Raw genomic sequence first — 23,218 nt, 5'->3', positions numbered from 1 at the left:
CCTACTCGGCCGCGCCGAGGGCGCGCAGGACCTCGTAGCAATTCGAGATCGCGTGGTAGTCCGTCTTGTAGGGCGGGCTCTTCGGATCGTCCGGATAACGCTGGTTGTTCTCGTCGACGCGGACATACCAGCCGCCGCGCTCGCGATCGATCATGTGGGCCCAGGTCCAGGTCCAAATCTTGTTGTACCAGTCGAGGAAGCGCGCTTCCCCGGTCGCCTTGTAGAGCAGGAAGGCGGCCGAGAACGCCTCCGAGACGAGCCAGTGGTGCTTGTCCTTGTCGATCGGCTGCAAGGCCTCGTCGAAGGTATAGTAGAAGCCGCCGCCGCGGGCCTCGTCCCAGAACGGGGCGACCGCGAGATCGAAGATCTCGACGGAGCGGGTCTTGTAGATCTCTTCGCCGGTCAGCCGGTAGAGGGTGAGGAGTAGCTTGCACCATTCCGCATGGTGGCCGGGCTGGAAGCCCTCGGGGCGGAAGGTGTGGTCGTTGGCGCGGCGGGCGGCCTCGCGGTCGACCTTCCAGTCGCTGGTGAAATGTTCGTGGATGAAGCCGCCGTTGTCGGCCGGGAAGTCGATCGCGATGCGCCGCGCGATGTGGGCGGCGCGGTCGAGATAGGCCTTGTCGCCGGTCGCCTCGTAGGCCGCGATCATGGCCTCGCAGAGGTGCATGTTGGCGTTCTGGCCGCGATAGGTGTCCGGGTTCGTCCAGCCGGCATCGTAAGCCTCGAGGGCGAGTTGCTCCGGCCCCTCGATGAAGCGGTCGACGATGAGGTCGGCGACATCGGCGATGCGGGCGCCCTTCGCCCCGGCGAGGCGGGCGGCGATCGAATGGGCGAGCAGGACGAAGGCGTGGCCGTAGGCCTTGAGCGAGCCGTCCACGACGGTGCGGTCGCGCAGCGCCCACGCATAGCCGCGCGAGACCGGGTCGCGCTGGGCCGTCTCCAGGAAATCCAGGCCGTGATCGACGGCGCCGCGCAGCACGGGATCGTCGAACAGCGCGGTGCCGACCGAGGCGATGTAGGTGAAGCGCGTCATGCCGACGATGTGGCGGACATGGCGGTCGTAGATGGTGCCGTCGACGGCGTAGGCGTTGAAGAAGCCGCCCGCCTCGCGGTCGATCGCCCGCGGGAAATAGAAGTCGAGGGTCTGGCGGATGTGGCTCTTGAGGAAGTCGGCCGAGGCGAAATCGGGATTCGCGGTGAGCGTGGACAAGGGGGCTCCTCCCAGGTGCCGCCGGGGCTGATCGCCGCCCGGTTCGGTGCCCGCTCAATAGGCTTTCTCGCGCAGCCGGTCCAGACCGGGCGGTCGACGGCGTCCACCGCCCCCCGGCGCGGGCGGGCGTGACGGGGGGCGGCATGCGGGGCCGCGGCTTGAAGGGCATTGACCGCTGTGCCATAGGAGGCCGACCCGGTACGGGTAATAGAGCCTTGAAGAGAGTGATTTGACATGGCGGAGACGCACGGGCTGTTGCACGGCAAGCGGGGCCTCATCATGGGCGTCGCGAACAACCGGTCCATCGCCTGGGGCATCGCCAAGTCCGCCCATGCGCACGGCGCCGAGATCGCGCTTACCTACCAGGGCGACGCCCTGAAGAAGCGCGTCGAGCCGCTCGCCGCCGAGATCGACGGCCTGATCGCCGGCCATTGCGACGTGACCGACCCGGCCACCATCGACGCCGTGTTCGCCGAGATCGAGGCCCGCTGGGGCCGGCTCGACTTCCTCGTCCACGCCATCGCGTTTTCCGACAAGGACGAGTTGACCGGCCGCTACGTCGATACCAGTGCGGACAATTTCTCCCGCACGATGCTGATCTCCTGCTATTCGCTGACCGCGGTCGCCCAGCGCGCCGAGAAGCTGATGACGGACGGCGGCTCGATCCTGACCATGACCTATTACGGCGCCGAGAAGTGGATGCCGCATTACAACGTCATGGGCGTCGCCAAGGCCGCGCTCGAGGCGAGTGTGCGTTATCTCGCGGCCGATCTCGGCCCGAAGAACATCCGCGTCAACGCCATCTCGGCCGGCCCGATCAAGACGCTGGCTGCCTCCGGCATCGGCGACTTCCGCTATATCCTGAAGTGGAACGAGTACAACGCGCCGCTGCGCCGGACGGTGACGACCGAAGAGGTCGGCGATGCGGGCGTCTATTTCCTCTCCGATTTCTCGCGCGGCGTGACCGGCGAGATCCACCACGTCGATTCCGGCTATCACGTCGTCGGCATGAAGGCCGTCGATGCGCCGGACATTTCCGTCCTGAAGGACTGATTTCGGCGGGCACGCGTGGGGCCGGCCGGTCGCGGTCCGCCCCCACGCCGCGCCCGATCGCACGGCCTTCCCTCCAGCGAGGTTCCTATGCTCGGCGGCTTCACCCTGATCCACGTCCGCCACGGGCAGACGGACTGGAACGCAGAAGGCCGCCTGCAAGGCCAGCAGGACATTCCCCTCAACCCGACCGGCCGCGGCCAGGCGGCGCGCAACGGCCGCGCCCTCGCCGGCTATTTCGAGCAGCACCGAATCGATCCGGAAGATCTCGACTGGATCGCCTCCCCCCTGTCCCGCTCCCGCGAGACGATGGAGATCATCCGCGACACGCTCCACCTCGATCCCTCCGATTATCGGATCGAGCCCACGGTGCGCGAGGTGACGTTCGGGACCTGGGAAGGCTTCACTCTCGACGAGATCAAGGCGCGCGACCCGGAAGGCGCCGCGGCGCGCAAGGCCGACAAGTGGGGGTTCGTACCGCCGGGCGGCGAGAGCTATGCCCTGCTGTCGGCGCGGGTCGGCCACTGGCTCAAGACCGTAGAGCACGACACGGTGCTCGTCTCCCACGGCGGGGTGCAGCGCGTTCTCGAAGGGCTGTTGCGCGGCGTCGCCCCAGCCGACCAGCCGAACCTGCCGGTGCCGCAGGACAAGGTCTTCCGTTACGGCGACGACGGCGCGTCCTGGTTCTGAGCAGGCGGCTCCGCGCGACGTCCGATCGGAGAGGCTGAACGCCCCCGACGGAGCGCCGTACACCAGACGCCCCCTGACGGCCCGGTGCGGGGTGGTCTCGTTTCATCGTGCTGCGAAGTGGGCGCGGGGCTCGACGAGCAGCGGCTCGGAGCGCTCTCCCTTGGCGCACTTGGCGTCGCCCGGAGCGTGGAGGCAGCGGCCGTGCGGCCCTCGCGGCGGCGCCGGAATAGCCGCCGAACAAACCGGCCCGACCTCAAGCCGGACACGTCGCGGTCAATTCACCCGAGGCGGCCGCGTGCGACGCTCGCGGCTCCAGGGTCCTCGAGAGCGATCCGAGGATGATCGTGGAGCGGGGATATCCCCCTGAAGACCCGGTGCCGGAGCGTCAGCCGACGCGCAGGTTGCCGGCCGAAGTCTTGCCGCGCTCGGTCACGAGTTCGTAAGTGACCCTCTGCCCTTCCACGAGATTGGCGATGCCCGCGCGCTGCAGCGCGGTGATGTGCACGAAGACGTCGCGCGAATTGTCGCTCGGCTGAATAAAGCCGTATCCCTTCTGCGCATTAAACCACTTCACGGTCCCGGTAGCCATGTCGATCTCCTCAAGGGGTCGTCTGATCGTGCCGACGCGGAAAGCCCGGGAGGACCGCCCGAACGCCAGCGGGTCTGCAGTTCCGCGGTAGGCTTTAACCGCGTCGCCCCTCACAGAGGCACGCACGTGGCAGGCCGGAGAACGGATCGCAACACGAGATTATATTCGACTGCGATCAAGTCAACCGACGTGTTAAACCGCCCAAGCGAAGCACCTTCGGTCGCTGAGATCGCTGAATTCAGAACAGTTTGTGGGACTTCTTGCATTCGCCTCCATTTCAGCCCGGGCAAGGGACAGGGGGTGATCGATCGCGACATCGCTCGCGGTATCGATCGCGGCGTGGGGAACCGAGCCGCCCCGTCGCGGCTTTAGGGAAACGGGCGGGTAGTGTCGGGCGACGTGCGGCTGCGCGCGCCGGATGCGATCGGACAGAAAAGGAATTCGCCATGCGCAAGCTCATTCTGGTCGCGGCTCTCTCGCTGATGGCCGCAGCCTGCACCTCGGAACAGAGCAATCGGGCCGTCACCGGCGGCGCCATCGGTGCCGCGGCGGGCGCCGCCACCGGCGCTCTGGTGACCCGCAACGCGGGCGGCGCCCTGACCGGTGCGGCGATCGGTGGCGTCGGCGGCGCGGCGATCGGCGCCGCCACCGCGCCGAAGACCTGCACCGCCTACGACGCCTACGGCCGCGCCTACCAGACGACCTGCTGACGGCGGAGCCGAACGCGGACACCCTCCCGCCCTGCGCGGGAGGGTGGCGCGCGAGGGAGGGAAAACGGACAGGCCCGAGCGAAGACCCGGAGGCTCCCATCACGGAGCCTCTTTTCTTTTGCCGCGTGGTCCGCTTTTGTTCCCCCTGCCGGAATCGCCGCGGACCTCCCGTCCCGGTTCGCCGGCCGTGAGGAGATGCTCCCATCGCCACCGTGCCGGAATGGTCGCCCCAGCAGGAGGCCGCGCTCAAGGCCGCGGCCCGTTGGATGCGCGATCCATCGTCCCAGGTCTTCCGCCTGTTCGGCTATGCCGGAACGGGAAAGACGACGCTCGCCCGCACCCTCGCCGAGGATGTCGGCGGGGACGTCGCCTATGCCGCCTTCACCGGCAAGGCCGCGCTCGTGATGCAGGCACGCGGCTGCGAGGGCGCGGCGACCATCCATTCCCTCATCTACCGCCTCGAGGACGAGAACGACGGCGCTCCGAAATTCGTCCTCAACAAGGACAGCTCCATCCGCAAGGTCGATCTCGTCATCATCGACGAGGTGTCGATGGTGGACGAGGCGCTCGGGCGCGATCTCCTGAGCTTCGGCTCCAAGGTTTTGGTGCTCGGCGATCCGGCCCAGCTTCCGCCCGTGGGCGGCGGCGGCTTCTTCACCCGCGAAGAGCCGGACGTGATGCTGACCGAGGTCCATCGTCAGGCCAAGGACGACCCGATCATCCGCCTGTCCCTCGACGTGCGCGAGGGGCGGTCGCTGGCGCGCGGCACCTACGGGGCGAGCCGGGTCATCGGCCGCGACGAACTCGATCCCGAGGACGTGCTCGGCGCCGATCAGGTTCTCGTCGGCACCAACCGCACGCGCCACCTCTACAATGGCCGCCTGCGCGCCCTGAAGGGCTTCCAGGGCGCCGTGCCGGCAGCCGGCGAGCGGCTCGTCTGCCTCCGCAACAACCGCCAGAAGGGGCTCCTCAACGGCGGCGTCTGGTCGGTCAAGGAGGTCCTGGGCGCCACCGAGCACGCCGTGAAGATGCAGATCACGCCGGAAGATGCCGGCTCGTCGAAGCGCCGCGTCAAGGTTGCGGTCCATCCCCTGTTCTTCGAGGGGCGCGAGGGCGAGCTCTCCTGGGAGCAGATCCGCTTCATGGACGAGTTCACCTACGGCTATGCCCTCACCGTCCACAAGGCGCAGGGCTCGCAGTGGGACCGCATCATGCTGTTCGACGAGAGCCGGGCCTTCCGCGAGGACCGCGCGCGCTGGCTCTATACCGGGCTCACCCGGGCGGCGAAGGCGATCACCGTCGTCCTGTGAGCCTCAGAGGAAGGCGCGCACGAGGACGACCACGCCGAAGACGAACAACAATCCCGCGGCCGCGTGGTTGATGCGCTCGAGCCAGCGATCGTCGAGCCGCGAGCGGAACATCGTCACGAGCCCGGCGATCAGCATCCACCAGCTCAGGCTGCCGACGACGAGGCCACCGACGAGTTGCAGCGCGCCGAGCCAATCCCCGGGCGCCGGCGCGAGATCGCCGAGCCCGCCGATCAGCGCGATGAAGCCGAACACCGCACCGGGATTGGTGATCGTCAGCAGGAAGGCGGTCGGGATGCCGGAGAAGAGCCCGCCGCCGGTGTCGTTGCGGTCGTTGAGGTGGGGATGGGTGCGGTAGATGCGCCAGCCGAACCAGAACATCACCAGGGCACCGATCACCTGGATGATCCGCACGTGGTCGGTGATGAAGGTCGAGACCGCGGTAACGCCGAACGCGGCGAGCGAGGCGTAGAGCGCGTCGGCGATGACCGCGCCGATGCCGGCCGAGAGCCCGGCGAAGAAGCCGTGCCGGAACGCTCGCTGGATCGTCATGATGTTCACGGGGCCGACCGGTGCCGTCGCGACGACGCCGATCACGAAGCCCGTCGCCACCAGACCCACATCCAACAAGGTCGTTCCTTTTCGCTCACGTGGGCTCCGGCCGCCCGCCCGAGCCATAGAAGATGCGGCGGGTCGCGACAACCGTGGGAGACGGTTTTTTCCGCCTTCCGACGCACGGCGCGGACGCTAGAATGCGGCACCTGACCCGGGAGCTTCGAGCCTGCCATGTATCGTTTGTCCGCACGCACGCTCATCGGGCTCGGACTGGCCTGTGGGCTGGGACCGGCCGCGGCCCTGGCGCCGCAGTCCGCCTGGGCCGCCGACTCATCGAACGCCGCCGCTACGACGAGCATCACCGCCGCCCCTGATTCGGCGGCGGCCCATGCCCTCGCCTGGACGATGAAGGACGCGCGGCGCGCGCGGGACGGATCGGTGCCGTTGGTGCGCCTCGCCGCCGCGGCCGCCGGCACCGAGACGGCCGTGCTCGGCACCCCGCCCTCGACCGGTGGCGACACCCGGCCGGGCTTCGGCGAGAGCCCCGCGCTCGGCGGAGAGAAGCTCTCGCCCGAGCCCGCCGACCCCGGAGCCGTCGACCCCGGAGCCGTCGAGCCGGGACCAGCCTCGCCCGACGCGCCCTCCCCCGACGTCGCGCCGCAGTCTGAAGAGCCCGACGAGGGCGCCAACGCGCCGGCCGGCCGGCCGCAGGACCCGAACAAGCCGATCCCGGAGATCCATTACGGCGCCGACGGCCTGCCGCCCGCGGTGGCGAAGACGCGCCAGGCGCTGCTCGACGCCGCCAAGACCGGGGACATCGGCAAGCTCAAGGACGTCATCGCCGCGAACAAGGTCGCCCCCTCCTTCGGCAAAGAGAAGCCGGCCGATCCGGTCGCCTACCTGAAGTCCCAATCGGGCGACCCGGAAGGCCGCGAGGTGCTCGCCATCCTGACCGATCTGCTGGAGACCGGCTGGGTGCACATCAACGTCGGCAAGCCGGACGAAATGTATGTCTGGCCCTATTTCGCCGAGGTGCCGATCGAAAAGCTGACGCCGCCGCAGCTCGTGGAACTCTACCGCATCCTCACCGCGACCGACGTCGAGGAGATGCGGGCCTACGACGAGTACCTTTTCTTCAAGGTCGGCATCGCGCCCGACGGCACCTGGAAATTCTTCAAGGTCGCTGACGATCAGTGAGGGGGCGAATTGAAGGCGAGCCGCCGGCGGGCGGGAGGTTCGCTGGGCGAGTTCCGGCCCGTGTGCGAAAGGGCATTGCCGGCGACAACCCACTCCCCCTCCGTCGTCATCCCCGCCCTTGTGGCGGGGACCCAGGGGCGGCGGACCCAGCGTTCGCGGCTCGTGGTTTCGACACCGCCCCAGGGTCGCCGCCCCTTCCTTCGCCCCTCTGGGGAGAAGGTGCCCCGAAGGGGCGGATGAGGGGAATTTCTTATAACACTGAATAAGTTATCGGAGAGCGCGACGAATTAAGGGACCCCTCATCCGGCCCTATCGGGCCACCTTCTCCCGGCCTGCGGGGAGAAGGGAGGGGCCGGTCATCTGCCTCCCCTATCCGCCGCCGGAAAGAACCGCCTCGAGCCCGCGGTCCCAATAGGGCTCGGCATAGAGCACGGCGAGGTGGTCGATGAAGAGGCGCACCTTGGCCGGCAGGAAGGTGCGGCTCGGATAGACTGCATGCACCGCGACCCGCCGGGAGCCTCGGAAGGCCGGCAGCACGATCTCGAGCCGGCCGTCGGACAGTTCGGCGCCGACGTCCCAGGTCGAGCGGAGCGCGATGCCGAGCCCGGCGATCACCGCCTCGCGCACCACCTCGCTCGAATTGGTGGCGATCGGCCCCGATGCCCGCACGACGACAGGCCCCTCCGGCCCTTCGAGCCGCCACGGGTCCTGGTGGCGGGCGGCGAGGCAGACGTGGCGGGCGAGCGCCGCGACGCCGTCGGGCCGGCCGGCGCGGTCGAGATAGCCAGGCGCGGCGCACAACACCCGGTGGACGTCCGCGAGACGGCGCGCGACAAGGCTCGAATCGTCGAGCTCGCCGATGCGGATCGCCACGTCGAAGCCCTCGCCGACGATGTCCACGAACTCGTCCGAGAGATCGAGATCGACCGAGAGGTTGGGATGGGCGGCGAGGAACGGCCCGAGATGGGGGGCGACGTGCATGCGCCCGAACGAGGTCGGGGCCGAGACCCTGAGCAGTCCCTCGGCGCGGTCCGAGCGGCGGGTGACGAAGGCCTCCGCCTCGCCGACCGCCGCCATGATGGCGACCACGCGCTCGTAGAAGCCCTGCCCGGCCTCGGTGAGCGCGATCTGCCGGGTGGTGCGCTGAATCAGCCGGGTGCCGAGCCGGTCCTCGAGCTTGCGCAGGCGCTTCGACACCACCGCAGGCGACAGGCCCATCTCCCGCCCCGCCGCCGACAGGCTGCCCGCATTGACCACGCGGGCGAAGATCTCGAGATCGGTCAGGTCCATTTTCGCTTCGCCGGAACAGGCGCTTCGCCCGCGATGTCCTTGAGTCGGCAACGACTGTGCCATAATCCGGGAGCACGGAGCGAGAGCGGCGGCGCGCCTGCCTGAGATCGCCGCCCGAGGGAGCGAACGGACGACCATGACCGGGCTCGTGATGCCGGACCTCGACCGCGCGGTGCTCGCGCGCCGCGACGGGATCGTCCACGCCCTCAGGGCGATCGTGCCCGGCGAGGGGGTCGTCGCCGATCCGACGTCGATGCGCGTCTACGAATCGGATGGGCTGACCGCCTACCGCCAGATGCCGATGGTCGTCGTGCTGCCCGAGACCGTCGATCAGGTCTCCCGGGTGCTGGCTTATTGTCACGCCGAGGGAATCAAGGTGGTGCCGCGCGGCGCCGGCACCTCGCTCTCCGGCGGGGCGCTGCCGCTCGGTGACGCGGTGCTCCTCTCGATGATGAAGTTCAACCGCGTCCTCGATGTCGATTTTCCGAACCGCGTCGCCGTGGTGCAGCCGGGCGTCACCAATCTCGGCATCACCCGCGCGGTCGAGGAGCGCGGCTTCTACTATGCCCCCGACCCCTCCTCCCAGATCGCCTGCTCGATCGGCGGCAACGTCGCGGAGAATTCGGGCGGGGTTCATTCCCTGAAATACGGGCTCACCACGAACAACGTGCTGGGCCTCGAAATGGTGCTGATGACCGGCGAGGTGGTCCGCATCGGCGGCCGCCATCTCGATTCCGAGGGCTACGACCTGCTCGGCCTGATGGTCGGCTCCGAGGGGCTGCTCGCGGTCGTCACCGAGGTCACCGTGCGCATCCTCCAGAAGCCGGAGACGGCGCGCGCCGCGCTCATCGGCTTTCCGTCGAGCGAGCAGGCCGGGGCGGCGGTCGCCGCGATCATCGCCGCCGGCATCATCCCGGGCGGCATGGAGATGATGGACAAGCCGGCGATCGCGGCGGCGGAGGCGTTCGTGCACGCCGGTTATCCGCTCGACGTCGAGGCGCTCCTCATCGTCGAACTGGACGGGCCGGCGGTCGAGGTCGCCGACCTCCTCGTCCGCGTCGAGGCGATCGCCAACACCCACGGCGCGACCGAGTGCCGGCTCTCGACGAGCGAAGCGGAAAGGCTGTCGTTCTGGGCCGGGCGCAAGGCAGCATTTCCGGCGGTCGGCCGCCTGTCGCCCGATTATTATTGCATGGACGGCACCATTCCCCGCGCCGCCCTGCCCTTGGTGCTGCGCCGCATGGGCGAACTCTCTCAGACCCACGGCCTTCGCGTGGCGAACGTCTTTCACGCCGGCGACGGCAACCTGCACCCGCTCATCCTCTACGACGCCAACATCCCCGGCGAACTCGAACGCGCGGAAGCCTTCGGCGCCGACATCCTGCGGCTCTGCGTCGAGGTGGGCGGCGTGCTGACCGGCGAGCACGGCGTCGGCGTCGAGAAGCGCGACCTGATGGGCACGATGTTCGGCGAGGACGACCTCAAGCAGCAGCAGCGCGTCAAGTGCGCCTTCGACGAGAAGCAATTGCTCAATCCGGGCAAGGTCTTCCCCGAACTGCACCGGTGCGCCGAACTGGGCCGCCTCCACGTCCATGGCGGCGCCCTGCCGCATCCCGACATTCCGCGGTTCTGAGGACGGGCGCCCGATGACGATCCTCTCCCCCCGCGATCCCGAGGCCGTGCGCGTCGCGATCGCCGACGCGCTCGCCGCCGACGCCACGATCGAGGTGGTCGGCGCCGGCTCGAAGCGCGCCCTCGGCCGGCCGGTCGCCGCCGCGCGCACGCTCGACCTCTCCGCCCTCGCCGGAATCACGCTCTACGAGCCGGATGAACTGGTGCTCTCCGCCCGCGCCGGCACGCCGATCGCCGAAATCGAGACGCTGCTGGCCGAGCGCCACCAGGAGCTCGCATTCGACCCTCTGGATTACGGCCCGCTGCTCGGCCTACCCGCCGGGCGTGGCACCCTCGGCGGCGTCCTCGCCGCCAACCTCTCCGGCCCGCGCCGCATCCGCGCCGGCGCCGCGCGCGACCACGTTCTCGGCATCGAGGCGGTGTCCGGGCGCGGTGAGATCTTCAAGGCCGGCGGCCGCGTGGTGAAGAACGTCACAGGCTACGACCTGCCACGCGGGCTCGCCGGTTCCTGGGGCACCCTCGCCGTCTTCACCGAGATCACCTTCAAGGTGCTGCCGAAGGCCGAGACCGAGGCGACTCTCGTGGTTCCCGGCCTCGCGGACGACGCCGCGGTGCGCGTCCTCGCCGAAGCCATGGGATCACCCGCCGACGTCTCCGGCGCGGCGCACCTGCCCGAGGCGTCGGCCCGGCGGCTCGGCTTCGATCGCGCCGCGACGGCGATCCGCCTCGAAGGCATCCCCTCCTCCGTCGCGGCCCGGTTCGATCATCTGGCGAAGCGGATCGGCGCCGGCTGCGAGCGGCTCGAGGCGGACGCATCCACCGCGCTCTGGCGCGCGGTCCGCGACGTCGCCCCGCTCTGCGCGGCGGGAGACGGCGCGGCGCCCAGGGTGCCGCACTCCCATCTCGTCTGGCGGGTGTCCGTGGCGCCGACCGCCGGTCCGGACCTCGTCGCCGCGCTCGCCGCGGACGGCCTCGCGCCCGAGGTCGTCTACGATTGGGCCGGCGGGCTCGTCTGGATCGCGCTCGCGCTCGCCGACGACGCCCATGCGCTCCGCCTGCGGCGCCTGGTGGCGGCGGCCGGCGGCGGCCACGCCACCCTCGTCCGCGCGCCCGAGGCGACGCGGTCCCGCGTCCCCGTCTTCGAGCCGCAACCGGCCGGCCTCGCCGCCCTGTCGAACCGGCTGCGCACGGCCTTCGATCCCCGCGGCCTCCTCAATCCCGGCCGCATGCACGCCCCCGCCGCCGTGCTCGACGCCGCCTGAGAGAGCGAACGCCCATGCAAACCAACTTCTCGCTCGCTCAGCTCGCCGACCCGACCACTGCCGAGGCGAACGACATCCTGCGCAAGTGCGTGCATTGCGGCTTCTGCACCGCGACCTGCCCGACCTTCGTGCTCCTCGGCGACGAACTCGACAGCCCGCGCGGCCGCATCTACCTCATGAAGGAGATGCTGGAGCAGGATCGCCCCGCAACGCGGGAGGACGCGCTCCACATCGACCGCTGCCTGTCGTGCCTGTCCTGCACCACGACCTGCCCATCGGGCGTCGATTACAAACACCTGATCGACATCGGCCGCCAGCATGTCGAGAAGACGTGGCGACGGCCCCTCGCCGACCGCCTGATGCGTGCCCTCATCGCCAACGTGCTGCCGAACCGCGAGCGTTTCCGCGCGGCGCTGGCGATGCGCGCCCTCGCCGCCCCGTTCCGCGGCCTGATCGCGCGCGCTGCGGCGGGCGCACCGGCGCTGCGCCCGGTCGCCGCCATGCTGAAGCTCGGCCCGGCGACGCTGCCGACGCCGGCCCCGCGCCCCCGCGGGCGGTCGCGGGTCGCGCCGGCGAACGGCCCGCGGCGCGGGCGGGTCGCGATCCTCCAGGGGTGCGCGCAGGCCGTGCTCGCCCCCGGCATCAACGCCGCCGCGGCGCGCCTCCTCACCCGTGCCGGCTACGACGTGGTCGAGGTCGCGGGCGAGGAATGCTGCGGCTCGCTCACGCTCCACATGGGCCGCGACGCCGCCGCCCGGGAGACGGCGCGGCAGACCATCGATGCCTGGATGCGCGAGATCGACGGCGATGGGCTCGATTTCATCGTCGTCACCGCCTCGGGCTGCGGCACGACCATCAAGGATTATGGCCACCTGTTCGCGCAGGATCCCGCCTACGCGGAGAAGGCGAGCCGCGTCGCCGCCCTCGCCCGCGACGTCACCGAGATCCTCGACAGCGCCGACCTCGGCGCGCCTGAGCGCGGGCACGGCCGCGTCGTCGCCTACCATTCAGCCTGTTCGATGCAGCACGGGCAGAAGATCGGCCGCGAGCCGAAGGCGCTGCTTACGAAGGCCGGTTTCGTGGTCAAGGACGTGCCGGAGGGCCACCTCTGCTGCGGCTCGGCCGGCACCTACAACATCCTGCAACCGGCCATCGCCGAGCGCCTGCGCGACCGCAAATTGGCGAACATCGCCAAGGTGACCCCCGACGTGATCGCGACCGGCAATATCGGCTGCATGACCCAACTCGCCGCCGGCCCGACCCCGATCGTCCACACCGTCGAACTGCTCGACTGGGCCTATGGCGGCGCGGCCCCGGCGGGGATGGCCTGAGGGCGGGGGATTACGCGGCGAAGATGTTCAGGCCTTCTCGGGTTGCGGCTTCGATCATGCGCTTGTCGCACGATGCCAAGGCAAGCCCCCGCCGCAGGGCCAGCTCCAGATAGGACGCATCGTAGGGCGTCAGTTGATGACGGCTCGACAAATCCCGCGTCGCGCCCCAGGCCTGCGTCGCGGTAAGACCGTCGACAACCAGCGGAAGCCGCGCGAGGCGGCCGAGGCTCTCGCCGACATAGGCGTCGTCGCAGCGCCCCCGACGAACCGCACTCCTGAGGCCGTTCGCGACCTCCAGATGCCAAATTGACGGCACGAACGCGCCTTCGGCCGATACTTGCAACAAAACGGTTCGACCGGCGTCCGTCCACTCGTCTTCGAAGAGCCAGGACAGCGCAATCGAAGCGTCCAGCACCCAGGCTCACGTCCGCCGCCCATCCCCGATGAGGTCGCGCAGCGCCACACCGCCCAGCCGACGACCGCGCGCAGCCTGCAGGATTTCGTCGGCGACAGTCGTGTTGCCCGCGTCCGAGGCACGGCCCGCGCGGCGCAGCAGAAGTTCGCCCTCGCGGCTCTCGATTTCGAGGATTTGTCCGGCAGCGAGACCGAACTCCCGAGCGACGTCCTCGGGAAGCGTAATCGCGAGGCCACGGCCCCATCGGTCGATCTTGATCTCGGTCATCGGAAGGACCTCCAACCCGCACGATATCATGATGCGGCGTCACGTCCCAATCGCGCGGCTCGCTCCTGGTTCGGCGCTACCCCGAAACGAAAACGCCCGGCACGAGGCCGGGCGTTGCGACGGGGAGCGGAGGCTCCGATCCGGAGAGCTTCGAGCGGAGGCTCCGATCAGGAGAGCTTCACCTTCTGCAGCGCGTAGCACATCTTCAGGTGCATCTCGATGATCGGCAGCGTCTTCTTGGCGAAGGCGCGGAACTGGGCGTTCTCGCCGCCCTTCGCATAGGCCGAGAAGAGCTGATAGGCGGCCTCGTGGCCCTTGGTCTGGACCGCGATGTAGTCGCGCTCGAAAGTCACGCCGACTTCGCCGTTGAGGCGGGCCATCACCTTGTCGAGGTCCGGGCCGAGGCCGGCCGGCGGCGTCAGGCCGGTGCCGGACTTCTTCAGCGTCGCGACGAACGCCTTGCCGATCGCGGTATGGTCGTGGACCATCCGCTTGGCGAACGAAGCGACCGGCGGGAAGTGCGTCTTCTTCAGCGCGAGTTCGCTCGAGGCGATCTCGAAGCCGTTGGCGGCCGCGGCGGTGTCGACGAAGTCCTTCGTCGAGGGCGTCGGGATCGCCGGCAGGTTGATGGCGGCGCCGCTGTGCTGCATGGCGGCGTGGCCGGTCATGGAGTCCGCATAGGCTCCGGTCGAAACGGCGCCGGCGAGCACGAGCGCCGCGGCGGAGATCGCGAATTTGTTCATCTTTTGAAACCCCAATGGCGGCTGCACCGAGCGAACCGCACGAAATCGTCGCCCCTCAGGCTCTCGGGCGGCTTGCGACCGCCCGAGATTGCCACGCACGTCTTACAACGCCTTGACGATTTCTTCCGTCATTTTCTTCGCGTCGCCGAACAGCATCATCGTGTTGTCGCGGAAGAACAGCTCGTTCTCGACGCCGGCATAGCCCGAGCCCATGCCGCGCTTGATGAACAGCACGGTCTTCGCCTTCTCGACGTCGAGGATCGGCATGCCGAAGATCGGCGACGAGCGGTCGGTCTTCGCGGCCGGGTTCGTCACGTCGTTCGCGCCGATCACGTAGGCGACGTCGGCCTGGGCGAATTCCGAGTTGATGTCCTCGAGCTCGAACACCTCGTCGTAGGGCACGTTGGCCTCGGCGAGCAGCACGTTCATGTGGCCCGGCATGCGGCCCGCGACCGGATGGATCGCGTACTTCACCTCGACGCCTTCCGCCTTCAGCTTGTCGGCGAGCTCGCGCACCGCGTGCTGCGCCTGGGCGACCGCCATGCCGTAGCCCGGCACGATGATGACCTTCGAGGCGTTCTTCATGATGAAGGCGGCGTCGTCGGCCGAGCCCTGCTTGACCGGCCGGCTCTCCTTCGCCCCGGCCGGGCCGCCGGCGGTCTCGCCGCCGAAGCCACCGAGGATGACCGAGATGAACGAGCGGTTCATCCCCTTGCACATGATGTAGGAGAGGATCGCGCCCGACGAGCCGACGAGGGCGCCGGTGATGATGAGCGCGGTGTTGCCCAGCGTGAAGCCGATGCCGGCCGCCGCCCAGCCCGAATAGGAGTTCAGCATCGAGACGACGACGGGCATGTCGGCGCCGCCGATCGGCACGATGATGAGCCCGCCGAGCACCAGCGAGACCAGCACGATCAGCCAGAACACGCCGTGGCTTTCGGTGCCGACCAGAACGGAGATCAGCACCACGAGCAGGATGGCGAGGCCGGCGTTGATGGCATGGCGCATCGGCAGCAGGATCGGCTTGCCCGACATGTTGCCGTTGAGCTTCAGGAAGGCGATGACCGAGCCCGTGAAGGTGATCGCGCCGATGGCGACGCCGAGGCTCATCTCGATCAGCGCCTGGTGGTGGATCGAGCCCGGATCGCCGATACCGAGGGCTTCCGGCGCATAGAGCGCGCCCGCCGCCACGAACACCGCGGCGAGGCCGACGAGCGAGTGGAAGGCGGCGACGAGCTGCGGCATCGCCGTCATCGCGATGCGGCGGGCGGTGACCGCGCCGATGCCGCCGCCGATGGCGAGCGCCAGCACGATGAGCGCGATCGAGCCGAGCGACGGCCGCGCCACCGCAAGCGTGGTGACGATGGCGATCGCCATGCCGACCATGCCGAGCAGGTTGCCGCGGCGGGAGGTCGCCGGGCTCGACAGGCCGCGCAGCGCCAGGATGAACAGGACGCCCGAGACGAGGTAGAGGACGGCCGAGAGATTGGCGTTCATGGGACCGTCCTCAACTCTTCTTGCGGTACATGGCGAGCATGCGGCTCGTCACCAGGAAGCCGCCGAAGATGTTCACGGAGGCCATGACGAGGGCGAGGAAGCCGAGGCCGCGCGCCCACCAGGCTCCCGCGCCGACCGAGAGATCGACGCCGACGGCGAGCAGCGCGCCGACGACGATCACCGAGGAAATCGCGTTCGTCACCGCCATCAGCGGCGTGTGCAAAGCCGGCGTGACCGACCACACGACGTAGTAGCCGACGAAGATCGCGAGCACGAAGATCGCGAGGCGGAACACGAACGGGTCGACGACGCCGCCGGTCGCCGCGTGTACCGCGTGGCCGATGGTGTCGAGGGGGCCGCCGCCAGCGGCGGCGTGGGCGATCTGGTCAGCATAGGCTTGCGCGGTATCCGCGGCGGCGCGAGCCTGGTCGGCGGCGGCCCGTGCGGCTTCCGCCGCCGCGCGCGCCTGATCAGCAGCATCACTCATCTGGATCTCCTCCGTCAGGCCGCCTGGAAGGCCGGGTGCACCACCGCGCCGTCGCGGGTGATGAGGGTGGCCTTGACGAGTTCGTCGTCCCAATTGATCGCGAGCGCCTTCTGCGCCTTGTCGATCAGCGTCTCGACGAAGGCGTAGAGGTTCTTGGCGTAGAGCTGCGAGGCCGAGGCGGCGACGCGGCCCGGAACGTTGGCGTAGCCGATGACCTTCACCGCGCCGATCTTGGTGACGCCGCCGGCGACCGAACCCTCGACGTTGCCGCCGCGCTCGACCGCGAGATCGACGACGACCGAGCCCGGCTTCATCGACGCGAGCATCTCAGCGCTGACGAGCCGCGGCGCGGGACGCCCGGGGATCAGCGCGGTGGTGATGACGATGTCCTGCTTCTTGATGTGCTCGGCGACCAAAGCCGCCTGCTTCGCCTGATATTCGGCCGACATCGGCTTGGCATAGCCGGCCGCGGTCTCGGCCTGCTTGAACTCCTCGTCCTCGACGGCGACGAACTTTGCGCCCAGGGACTCGACCTGCTCCTTGGCGGCCGGGCGCACGTCGGTCGCGGTCACCACGGCGCCGAGGCGGCGGGCGGTCGCGATCGCCTGGAGGCCGGCGACGCCGGCGCCCATCACAAAGGCGCGAGCGGCCGGAACGGTCCCGGCAGCCGTCATCATCATCGGCAGGACGCGATCATATTCCGCGGCGGCGTCGATGACGGCGCGGTAGCCGGCGAGGTTCGCCTGGGAGGACAGCACGTCCATCACCTGGGCGCGGGTGATGCGCGGCATCAGCTCCATGGCGAAGGTATTGAGCCCCGCCTCCGCGAGCGCCTTGAGCGCCTCGGTCTGGCCGTAGGGATCGAGGATCGCCACCACGGTCGCGCCACGCTTGAGGAGCGGGATCTCGGCGGCGCTCGGGCGCCGCACCTTGAGCACGACGTCGGCGTCGGCATAGGCCGCTGCGGCATCGGGGGCGATCACCGCACCAACCGCCTCGTAGTCGCCGTCGGGGATACCGGAGGCGACGCCGGCACCGGTCTCGATCACCATGGTGGCGCCGAGAGCGGTGAAACGCTTCACCGTGTCGGGCGTCGCCGCGACCCGCGGTTCCGCCTCGACCACTTCACGAGGAACAGCGATCCTCATTGATCAACTCCGCTCGGCGGAGCCGGCAGCCCCGCACCCAAGGATACTTGCGCAAGAGAATGCCTGCGCCAGGCCGCAACAAAGGGGCGCGGCGCAAGGGGCGCGCCACGCGCGTGGACGTCCGCACGGACGGCGGTGTCAGGTCAGAAAGAAGCCCATGAGAGCGAGGAGGACGACGCAGAAAATGACCCCCCACTTCGCGAGCCCCAGGAAATGGCGGTACGTCGCCTCGTGGGCGGCGTAATCCATCGCCGACATGTGGTCCGGCGTCGCCTCGTAATAGCCCGCGGCGTGGTCGTCTCCGTGCGCCATTTTTGTCATCCTTGGCACTTGCGGCAGCCGGCCTCGGCCGCAGGGCGCGGAACGGACCGGAAGCCTTTTCTTCCCTCATGGCGTTGTAACCTTCGGGACGGCGACCGGCAACGCCATGTCGCATCGGTTCAAATGCCGTGCGCCACCGTGACGCGTGCTTTCGAGCGCGATCGCAGGGGAGGATTTCGCCGCGCCCCGGCCCGCCAAACAAAACGCCCGCCAGAGCGGCGGGCGTTGAGATGGCGCAATGTCGGACGAATTTTTACGGAAGCGACGCCGTCATCGGCGGGTTCGACGACCCGGAGAAGTGATCGATGTCGGGCGATGTCACGTTCGCCGTCGAGAAGCTCGTCACACCCGAGCTCGGCTCGGCGGAGAGGAGCTGCGGCATCGAATCCCGATCCGGCGCGCTCATCGGCGCGAAGGAGGCGGAACGTACGGTCTGGTCGTTCGCCAGCACCTTGGGGTCCTGACGGTCCGGCAGGCCGGCGGCGCCGCCGAAGCCGACGAACGGATCGTTCGGCGAGAGCACGGCGACGGGCATGTCCTCCGGCGGGAAGGCCGGGCGGCTCGCCGGCAGTGCCGTCATGCCGGAATGGCTGCCGTTCTGGCCGCGACGCAACATCGAGCGCGCGGTCTCGGCGAGCACATCGCCGCCATAGCCCGAGGCGAGCGTCGGGTCGGCGCCGCCGGCATAGCCGAGCGCGGGCGGCGGCGGCGCATCGCCGGTGTCGGCGCTCGCGATGACCGGGTCGAACGAGACCGCGGGCTTGGCGCGCGGCATCTCGTCCGAGTTGAAGGCGACAGCGGTCGGCTCGGGCGCCTCCTCGGCGCGGGGCGCGGCGAGCGGCAGGGGCACGTTGGCGGCGACCGGAGCCGGCGCGGGATCATCGGACGTATCGGCGCTCGCGACGTCGGTCGCGGTGTCGGCCTGGGCTTCAGCCGGCTTCTGCGGCGGCGTCGCCACGGCGACGGCCGCGCCGGTGCCGGTGCCGACCGGCTCGGGCGAGGTGGCGAACGGAAGCGAAGCGGGCTTGGGCGGCGCCACGACCGGAACGATCTTCGGCTGGTCGAGCGCGCCGTTGCCCTCGTCGGCGGGCGCCGAGGGCGGCGCGGCCGCCGCGGCGGTTCCGACCGGCGGAGGTGCCGCCTCGAGATTGACGCCCGGCAGCGAATTGGCGGCCGTCGCCGGCGCGGGGGCCGCTGCCGGCGCCTTGACCGGGGCCGGCGCGCCGCCGCCCTCGTCACTCGTGTTCGCGCCGTCTTCTTCCTCGTCGGCCCCGCCGAAGATTGCAGCGAGGAGCGTCTTGCCCTTGCCCGGCGCCGGGCGGACGATGCCGCTGTCGTCGCCGCCGGCCGAGCGCGCGGCGGAGGAGGCGTTGCCGAGGAAGGCAAACAAGCCACCACCATTATTGCCGCCGCCACCGCCGCCGGAGATCGAGGCGACCGAACGCAACTCGGCCTCCTTGCGGACCTTGTACTCGGCCGCCGCCTGCTCATAGCCCGGCAGCGGCTTGCCGTTGGAGGGCAGATACATCGACTTGCCGTCGGGGAAGACCCGGGCGAGCTGGTCATAGGTCATGCGCGGCCAATAGCGCACGGGACCCGTATCCATGTGAACGAAGGGCTGGCCCGAGGTCGGATAGAAGCCGACGCCGCCCATCTGCAGGTGAAGACCAGTCTCGCGGATGCGCGCCAACGGCACGTCCGGGAGGAAGAAGTCCATCGCCTTGCCGTAGGTGTGCATGCTGTTCTTCGCGACGCCGCGGGTGCGGCTGCGCAGCATGTTGTTCGTCGCCGGCGAGCGATAGGCCGAAACCACGTGGATGACTTCGCGGGAGCCGGTCTTCTGGTACATCTCCCAGATCAGGTCGAACAGCGCCGGGTCCATGCGAGTGGACTCGTTGCGGCGCCAATCGCGCAGGAACTGGTTGAGCTGGCGCAGGCCGGCGGGAATGAACTTGCCGTCGCGCTTGAAGGTGATGGTCGCGGACTCGCCGGTGTGGACGAAATAAAGCCGCAGGGTCCGGGTCTCGGCCTTGGCCGCCCCGGCAGTCGCCGCCAGCCCCGAGAAGGCCAGCGCAGAGAGCATGGCCACCGCCGCCTTGCGGCTTTTGGCGAGCCTCACGATCTGTCGCGTTATCTGGTTCACTTAGCTGTACCGTCTCCCGGGCGACGCCGACGCGCCGCAAGCCCCGTCACCGCTCGATACACCGGAACCCTTTAAAGAGCGTTTACCGTACCGAAGGGTTGTTGGAAAGCGTTGCGATTATGCATCCCGCGAGGCTCTTTTGAAGCCCCTTGCGAAACCCGGCAGCACCGCCCTTCGGGCATGACGTTCTGGAACAGGTACAAAGTCGTCACCACAGATTGGAACTTATCCAGCCTGATGTGGGTGTTCCTTTCTAGAATTTCTATACTTAAAATCCAGTTCAACAGTTCACATTTCGCCCGTTCTTGACAATCGCTCGCAGCGATTACAGTTTGCGAATGCGTCGCGGGCGGAAAACGCCTGAACGAAAGCCTTTGCGGCTACGGCCGCCACTCGGCGACGCAGGCACGGCGGCCGGTCGGGCCGCACAGCGGGCCAGCCAGACGCAGCGGCCGCTTTCGGGACGGAGTCTTGACGAATGCGCAGAAAAGAGCCGCGGGACCACCGCCACCCTCAGCATCGTCCGATGCGCCACGGCGCGACCCTGCTCGCCTCCGCATGGTGGATCGCGACGGCCGCGCTCGCGCCAGACTCCGCCCTTGCCACCGAAGCGCAGACGGCGCCGGTGCGGATCGAACTCAACAAGCTCGAGGCTCAGCCGAACGGCTGCCGGGTCTATTTCCTGATCGAGAATGCCAAGGGGCCGGCGATCAAGACGCTGAAGCTCGATCTGTTCGTGATGGGACGCGACGGCGTCGTCGAGAAGCGGCTCGCCGTCGAGACCGCACCGATCGCCGCCTCCAAGACGATCGTGAAGCTCTTCGACCTCGCCGGCGTCCCCTGCGACCGGGTCGGCAAGGTGCTGCTCAACGACGTGATGACCTGCGACGAGGCGGCGCAGGCTCCCGCGGGCATCTGCCTCGACCGGGTTCAGACCGCCTCGCGCGCCCCCGAGGTGCCGTTCGTCCGCTGACGCGGATCGCCTGTTGCTCGGAACGAGGCCTCGCCTCGGACGGAGATGGATATGGAACCGACCACCCCGGCCCCCGCTGCCGGCGCCTCGTTCGCCGCGCCGCCGGCGGCTCCGCTCGGCGCTCCGCCGGACGCGCTGTCGCACGCCGGCAGCCTGCCGATGCTCTCGGTGCCGCACGATCTGTCCCCGATCGGGCTGTTCATGACCGCCGATATCGTCGTCAAGGGCGTGATGGGAATCCTGATCCTCGCCTCGCTGCTGACCTGGACGATCCTGCTCTTCAAATCCGTCGAACTCGCCCGCGCCAAGGCCCGCGTCCGCCGCGCGCTGCGCCTGCTCGCCACCGCCCCTTCGCTCGAGGAGGGCGCCGCGGCCCTGGCCCATCGCGGCCCGGTCGGCCTGCTCGCCGAGGCCGCGCTCACCGAGCGGCGGCTGTCGGCGAGCCTGCCGGCGTCGGGCATCAAGGAGCGCGTCGACAGCGCCCTCGCCCGGCTCGAAGCCGCCGAGGCGCGGCGCATCAATGTCGGAACCGGCGTCCTCGCCTCGATCGGCTCCACGGCCCCCTTCATCGGCCTGTTCGGCACGGTGTGGGGCATCATGAACGCCTTCATCAGCATCAGCCGGACCCAGACGACGAACCTCTCCGTCGTCGCACCGGGCATCGCGGAGGCGCTGTTCGCGACCGCGATCGGCCTCGTCGCGGCGATCCCGGCCGTCGTCGTCTACAACCACTTCGCCCGCGGCATCGGCGGCTACAAGGCGATGCTGGCGGACGCCGGCGCAGCGATCGGCCGGCTCCTCAGCCGCGATCTCGACCGCGCGCATCATCGGGCGGCGACCGAGCGCGGCCTGCGGCTCACACCGGCGGCGGAGTGAGGGCGATGGCGGCGCGGCTCGATGACGGCGACGATCTCGCCGAGAACCACGACATCAACGTCACGCCTTTCATCGACGTGATGCTCGTCCTCCTCATCATCTTCATGGTGACGGCGCCGCTTTCGACGGTCGACGTGCCGGTGGACCTGCCCTCCTCCACCGCCCCGCCGCAACCACGGCCGGACAAGCCGGTGTTCGTCTCGGTGAAGGCGGATCGCTCGGTCGTGCTCGGCAACGACACGATCTCCCCGGAGACACTGCCGGCGGCGCTCGACGGCCTGACGGGCGGGGACAAGTCCACCCGCATCTTCCTGCGCGGCGACAAGGCGCTGCCCTACGGCGATCTGATGGCGGCGATGAACGGCCTGCGTGCGGCCGGCTACCTGAAGATCGCCCTCGTCGGCATCGAAGCCGTACCGCCGGGGCCATGAGAGCAGGGTGAATCGCGCGATGTCCTCAGCCACCGCCCTGATCCATCCGTCCGGACACCGCGGGCAGGCCACCGCGCACGGCCCCGAACCCGCTCCGTCCGCCGATTTCGCCCCGCTCGATTTCGCGACCCTCGCCGCCGTGCGCCGTCATCCTCTGCGCACGGGGTGGTGTCTCGCCGCCGCGGCCGTGCTCGCCATCCATGGCGCGCTCTATTGGTGGGCGACCGCCGAACGGTCGGCGCCGCCCACCGCCGGCGACGCCCTCCCCGCGATCGAAATGGACCTCTCTCCCATTGCTCTCGAGGAAGCCGCGGCGAGCGAAGCCGCCCAATCGATCGAGAGCATCGGCCCGACCGAAACGCTGACCGCGACCCCGACCGAAACGGCAGAGGCGAAGCCGGTTGAAGCGGAAGCCGTGACGCCGGACGCCGTGGCCGCCGTCCCCCTCGCGACCGACGCGCCGGAGACGCCTCCCGATGCGACGGCCGAAGCCGTGCCGACCGAAACCGCGGTCGCCGAGACGGAGGCCGTCGATCCCGCCGCCGAGGCGGCGGCGGTGGCGGAGGTCGCCGCCGTGCCCGCGCCGGTCGAGAAGCCCGTCCCGCCGGAGACGGTGGAGGCCAAGCCGGTCGAGCCCGAGCCGACGAAGACGGCGACGCGGACGACCCGCCGAGCGCTGCGGGAAACCAAGGTCGGCCGGGCCTCGACCCGTAATGTCGAGGGCAGCGCCTCCGCGACGAGCCGCGCCTCCGTCGGCGAGGCGGAGACCGGGACCCGCGCCGCGTCCGCCGCGGCGGCCCGCGATTTCGGATCGCGGGTGCGCGCCGCCATCGAGCGGCGCAAGCAATGGCCGGTGGGCGCGAGTGGCGGCGGGCTCGCGACGGTGCGCTTCACCCTCGCCCAGGGCGGCGCGGTCGTAGCCGCGGCGATCGTGCGCTCGACCGGGTCCGGCGCCTTCGACGCCGCAGCACTTCAGGCCGTCCGCAGCGCCCGGATGCCTGACATCCCGCCGGAAATGGGCGTTTCCCGCATCACCATCAGCGTTCCCATCAACTTCCGCCGCTGACGATCCAGCCCGCGGCCTCGCGTTCGGG

Annotated in this window: 24 protein-coding genes; 12 read left to right on the top strand and 12 right to left on the bottom strand. The window is 69.6% G+C overall.

The features are described 5' to 3' along the window. Nucleotide 1 precedes the first annotated feature (1 nt). Nucleotides 2-1,210, bottom strand: coding sequence for an AGE family epimerase/isomerase (locus tag F0357_RS15580; protein WP_208948368.1), 1,209 nt, complete (start codon nt 1,208-1,210; stop codon nt 2-4). Between the two features lie 234 nt (nt 1,211-1,444). On the opposite strand from F0357_RS15580, the gene fabI reads away from it, so the two are divergent. Beyond that, nucleotides 1,445-2,263, top strand: a complete 819-nt coding sequence (gene fabI, locus F0357_RS15575) for an enoyl-ACP reductase FabI (RefSeq protein WP_153483934.1) — start codon at nt 1,445-1,447, stop codon at nt 2,261-2,263. An 87-nt stretch (nt 2,264-2,350) separates the two neighbouring features. Further along, nucleotides 2,351-2,950, top strand: a complete 600-nt coding sequence (locus tag F0357_RS15570) for a histidine phosphatase family protein (protein WP_153483924.1) — start codon at nt 2,351-2,353, stop codon at nt 2,948-2,950. A gap of 385 nt (nt 2,951-3,335) precedes the next feature. Here F0357_RS15570 and F0357_RS15565 read toward each other — a convergent pair whose 3' ends face one another. Next, nucleotides 3,336-3,539, bottom strand: coding sequence for a cold-shock protein (locus F0357_RS15565; protein WP_153483920.1), 204 nt, complete (start codon nt 3,537-3,539; stop codon nt 3,336-3,338). Nucleotides 3,540-3,985: 446 nt separating this feature from the next. Between F0357_RS15565 and F0357_RS15560 the strand changes: the two genes are divergently transcribed. Together F0357_RS15560 and F0357_RS15555 are read left to right on the top strand one after the other, a co-directional pair. Continuing rightward, nucleotides 3,986-4,249, top strand: a complete 264-nt coding sequence (locus tag F0357_RS15560; protein WP_153483917.1) for a YMGG-like glycine zipper-containing protein — start codon at nt 3,986-3,988, stop codon at nt 4,247-4,249. 212 nt (nt 4,250-4,461) lie between these two features. Then, on the top strand, nt 4,462-5,559 hold the full coding sequence (locus tag F0357_RS15555) for an ATP-dependent DNA helicase (protein WP_312861614.1): 1,098 nt from the start codon (nt 4,462-4,464) through the stop codon (nt 5,557-5,559). Nucleotides 5,560-5,562: 3 nt separating this feature from the next. Here the strand turns inward: F0357_RS15555 and F0357_RS15550 are convergent, their stop codons facing one another. Further along, entirely contained in the window at nt 5,563-6,177 is a 615-nt protein-coding gene (locus F0357_RS15550) for a LysE family translocator (protein WP_312861714.1), read from the bottom strand. Nucleotides 6,178-6,342: 165 nt separating this feature from the next. Between F0357_RS15550 and F0357_RS15545 the strand changes: the two genes are divergently transcribed. Then, entirely contained in the window at nt 6,343-7,308 is a 966-nt protein-coding gene (locus tag F0357_RS15545) for a hypothetical protein (protein ID WP_153483910.1), read from the top strand. A gap of 369 nt (nt 7,309-7,677) precedes the next feature. Here the strand turns inward: F0357_RS15545 and F0357_RS15540 are convergent, their stop codons facing one another. Further along, entirely contained in the window at nt 7,678-8,598 is a 921-nt protein-coding gene (locus F0357_RS15540; RefSeq protein WP_153483908.1) for a LysR family transcriptional regulator, read from the bottom strand. Nucleotides 8,599-8,734: 136 nt separating this feature from the next. Between F0357_RS15540 and F0357_RS15535 the strand changes: the two genes are divergently transcribed. Genes F0357_RS15535 through F0357_RS15525 form a run of 3 tightly spaced genes read left to right on the top strand, consistent with a single transcriptional unit; the run spans nt 8,735 to nt 12,823 of the window. Further along, nucleotides 8,735-10,231: an FAD-linked oxidase C-terminal domain-containing protein gene (locus F0357_RS15535; protein WP_153483905.1), complete on the top strand. Its 1,497-nt coding sequence runs from the start codon at nt 8,735-8,737 to the stop codon at nt 10,229-10,231. A gap of 13 nt (nt 10,232-10,244) precedes the next feature. Then, entirely contained in the window at nt 10,245-11,492 is a 1,248-nt protein-coding gene (gene glcE / locus F0357_RS15530) for a glycolate oxidase subunit GlcE (protein WP_153483902.1), read from the top strand. Between the two features lie 14 nt (nt 11,493-11,506). Further along, nucleotides 11,507-12,823: a heterodisulfide reductase-related iron-sulfur binding cluster gene (locus tag F0357_RS15525; RefSeq protein WP_153483895.1), complete on the top strand. Its 1,317-nt coding sequence runs from the start codon at nt 11,507-11,509 to the stop codon at nt 12,821-12,823. 10 nt (nt 12,824-12,833) lie between these two features. Here the strand turns inward: F0357_RS15525 and F0357_RS15520 are convergent, their stop codons facing one another. The 8 genes from F0357_RS15520 to F0357_RS15485 all read right to left on the bottom strand — a co-directional run bounded on the left by F0357_RS15520 (nt 12,834) and on the right by F0357_RS15485 (nt 19,784). Next, a complete protein-coding gene (locus F0357_RS15520; protein WP_208948367.1) occupies nt 12,834-13,238 on the bottom strand; it encodes a type II toxin-antitoxin system VapC family toxin in 405 nt (134 codons plus the stop codon). 6 nt (nt 13,239-13,244) lie between these two features. Next, nucleotides 13,245-13,505 (bottom strand): AbrB/MazE/SpoVT family DNA-binding domain-containing protein, encoded by a 261-nt coding sequence (locus F0357_RS15515; protein ID WP_208948366.1) that lies wholly within the window; start codon nt 13,503-13,505, stop codon nt 13,245-13,247. Nucleotides 13,506-13,672: 167 nt separating this feature from the next. Next, complete coding sequence (locus F0357_RS15510) at nt 13,673-14,248, bottom strand: DUF4142 domain-containing protein (RefSeq protein WP_153483887.1); 576 nt, start codon at nt 14,246-14,248, stop codon at nt 13,673-13,675. Between the two features lie 102 nt (nt 14,249-14,350). Continuing rightward, the gene (locus tag F0357_RS15505) at nt 14,351-15,745 is read right to left on the bottom strand and encodes an NAD(P)(+) transhydrogenase (Re/Si-specific) subunit beta (protein ID WP_153483884.1); all 1,395 of its coding nucleotides are present in this window, start codon (nt 15,743-15,745) and stop codon (nt 14,351-14,353) included. Nucleotides 15,746-15,755: 10 nt separating this feature from the next. Next, nucleotides 15,756-16,232 (bottom strand): proton-translocating transhydrogenase family protein, encoded by a 477-nt coding sequence (locus tag F0357_RS15500; RefSeq protein ID WP_153483881.1) that lies wholly within the window; start codon nt 16,230-16,232, stop codon nt 15,756-15,758. 14 nt (nt 16,233-16,246) lie between these two features. Next, nucleotides 16,247-17,380, bottom strand: coding sequence for a Re/Si-specific NAD(P)(+) transhydrogenase subunit alpha (locus F0357_RS15495; protein WP_153483879.1), 1,134 nt, complete (start codon nt 17,378-17,380; stop codon nt 16,247-16,249). A gap of 138 nt (nt 17,381-17,518) precedes the next feature. Beyond that, complete coding sequence (locus F0357_RS15490; RefSeq protein ID WP_246161484.1) at nt 17,519-17,692, bottom strand: aa3-type cytochrome c oxidase subunit IV; 174 nt, start codon at nt 17,690-17,692, stop codon at nt 17,519-17,521. A gap of 262 nt (nt 17,693-17,954) precedes the next feature. Then, nucleotides 17,955-19,784, bottom strand: a complete 1,830-nt coding sequence (locus tag F0357_RS15485) for a peptidoglycan L,D-endopeptidase MepK (RefSeq protein ID WP_153483877.1) — start codon at nt 19,782-19,784, stop codon at nt 17,955-17,957. A gap of 538 nt (nt 19,785-20,322) precedes the next feature. Here F0357_RS15485 and F0357_RS15480 point away from each other — a divergent pair. From F0357_RS15480 to F0357_RS15465, 4 genes are read left to right on the top strand one after another with little or no spacing between them, the layout of a single operon-like run. Next, entirely contained in the window at nt 20,323-20,817 is a 495-nt protein-coding gene (locus F0357_RS15480; RefSeq protein ID WP_153483868.1) for a Tat pathway signal protein, read from the top strand. A gap of 51 nt (nt 20,818-20,868) precedes the next feature. Further along, nucleotides 20,869-21,693 (top strand): tonB-system energizer ExbB, encoded by an 825-nt coding sequence (exbB, locus tag F0357_RS15475; RefSeq protein ID WP_246161483.1) that lies wholly within the window; start codon nt 20,869-20,871, stop codon nt 21,691-21,693. Between the two features lie 5 nt (nt 21,694-21,698). Further along, nucleotides 21,699-22,124: a TonB system transport protein ExbD gene (gene exbD, locus F0357_RS15470; protein ID WP_153483863.1), complete on the top strand. Its 426-nt coding sequence runs from the start codon at nt 21,699-21,701 to the stop codon at nt 22,122-22,124. Nucleotides 22,125-22,143: 19 nt separating this feature from the next. Then, the gene (locus tag F0357_RS15465; protein ID WP_153483861.1) at nt 22,144-23,190 is read left to right on the top strand and encodes an energy transducer TonB family protein; all 1,047 of its coding nucleotides are present in this window, start codon (nt 22,144-22,146) and stop codon (nt 23,188-23,190) included. Nucleotides 23,191-23,218: the final 28 nt, after the last annotated feature.

Source organism: Segnochrobactrum spirostomi (genome assembly GCF_009600605.1).
GTDB lineage: Bacteria > Pseudomonadota > Alphaproteobacteria > Rhizobiales > Segnochrobactraceae > Segnochrobactrum > Segnochrobactrum spirostomi.
This window is presented reverse-complemented; position numbering and strand designations above follow the sequence as displayed.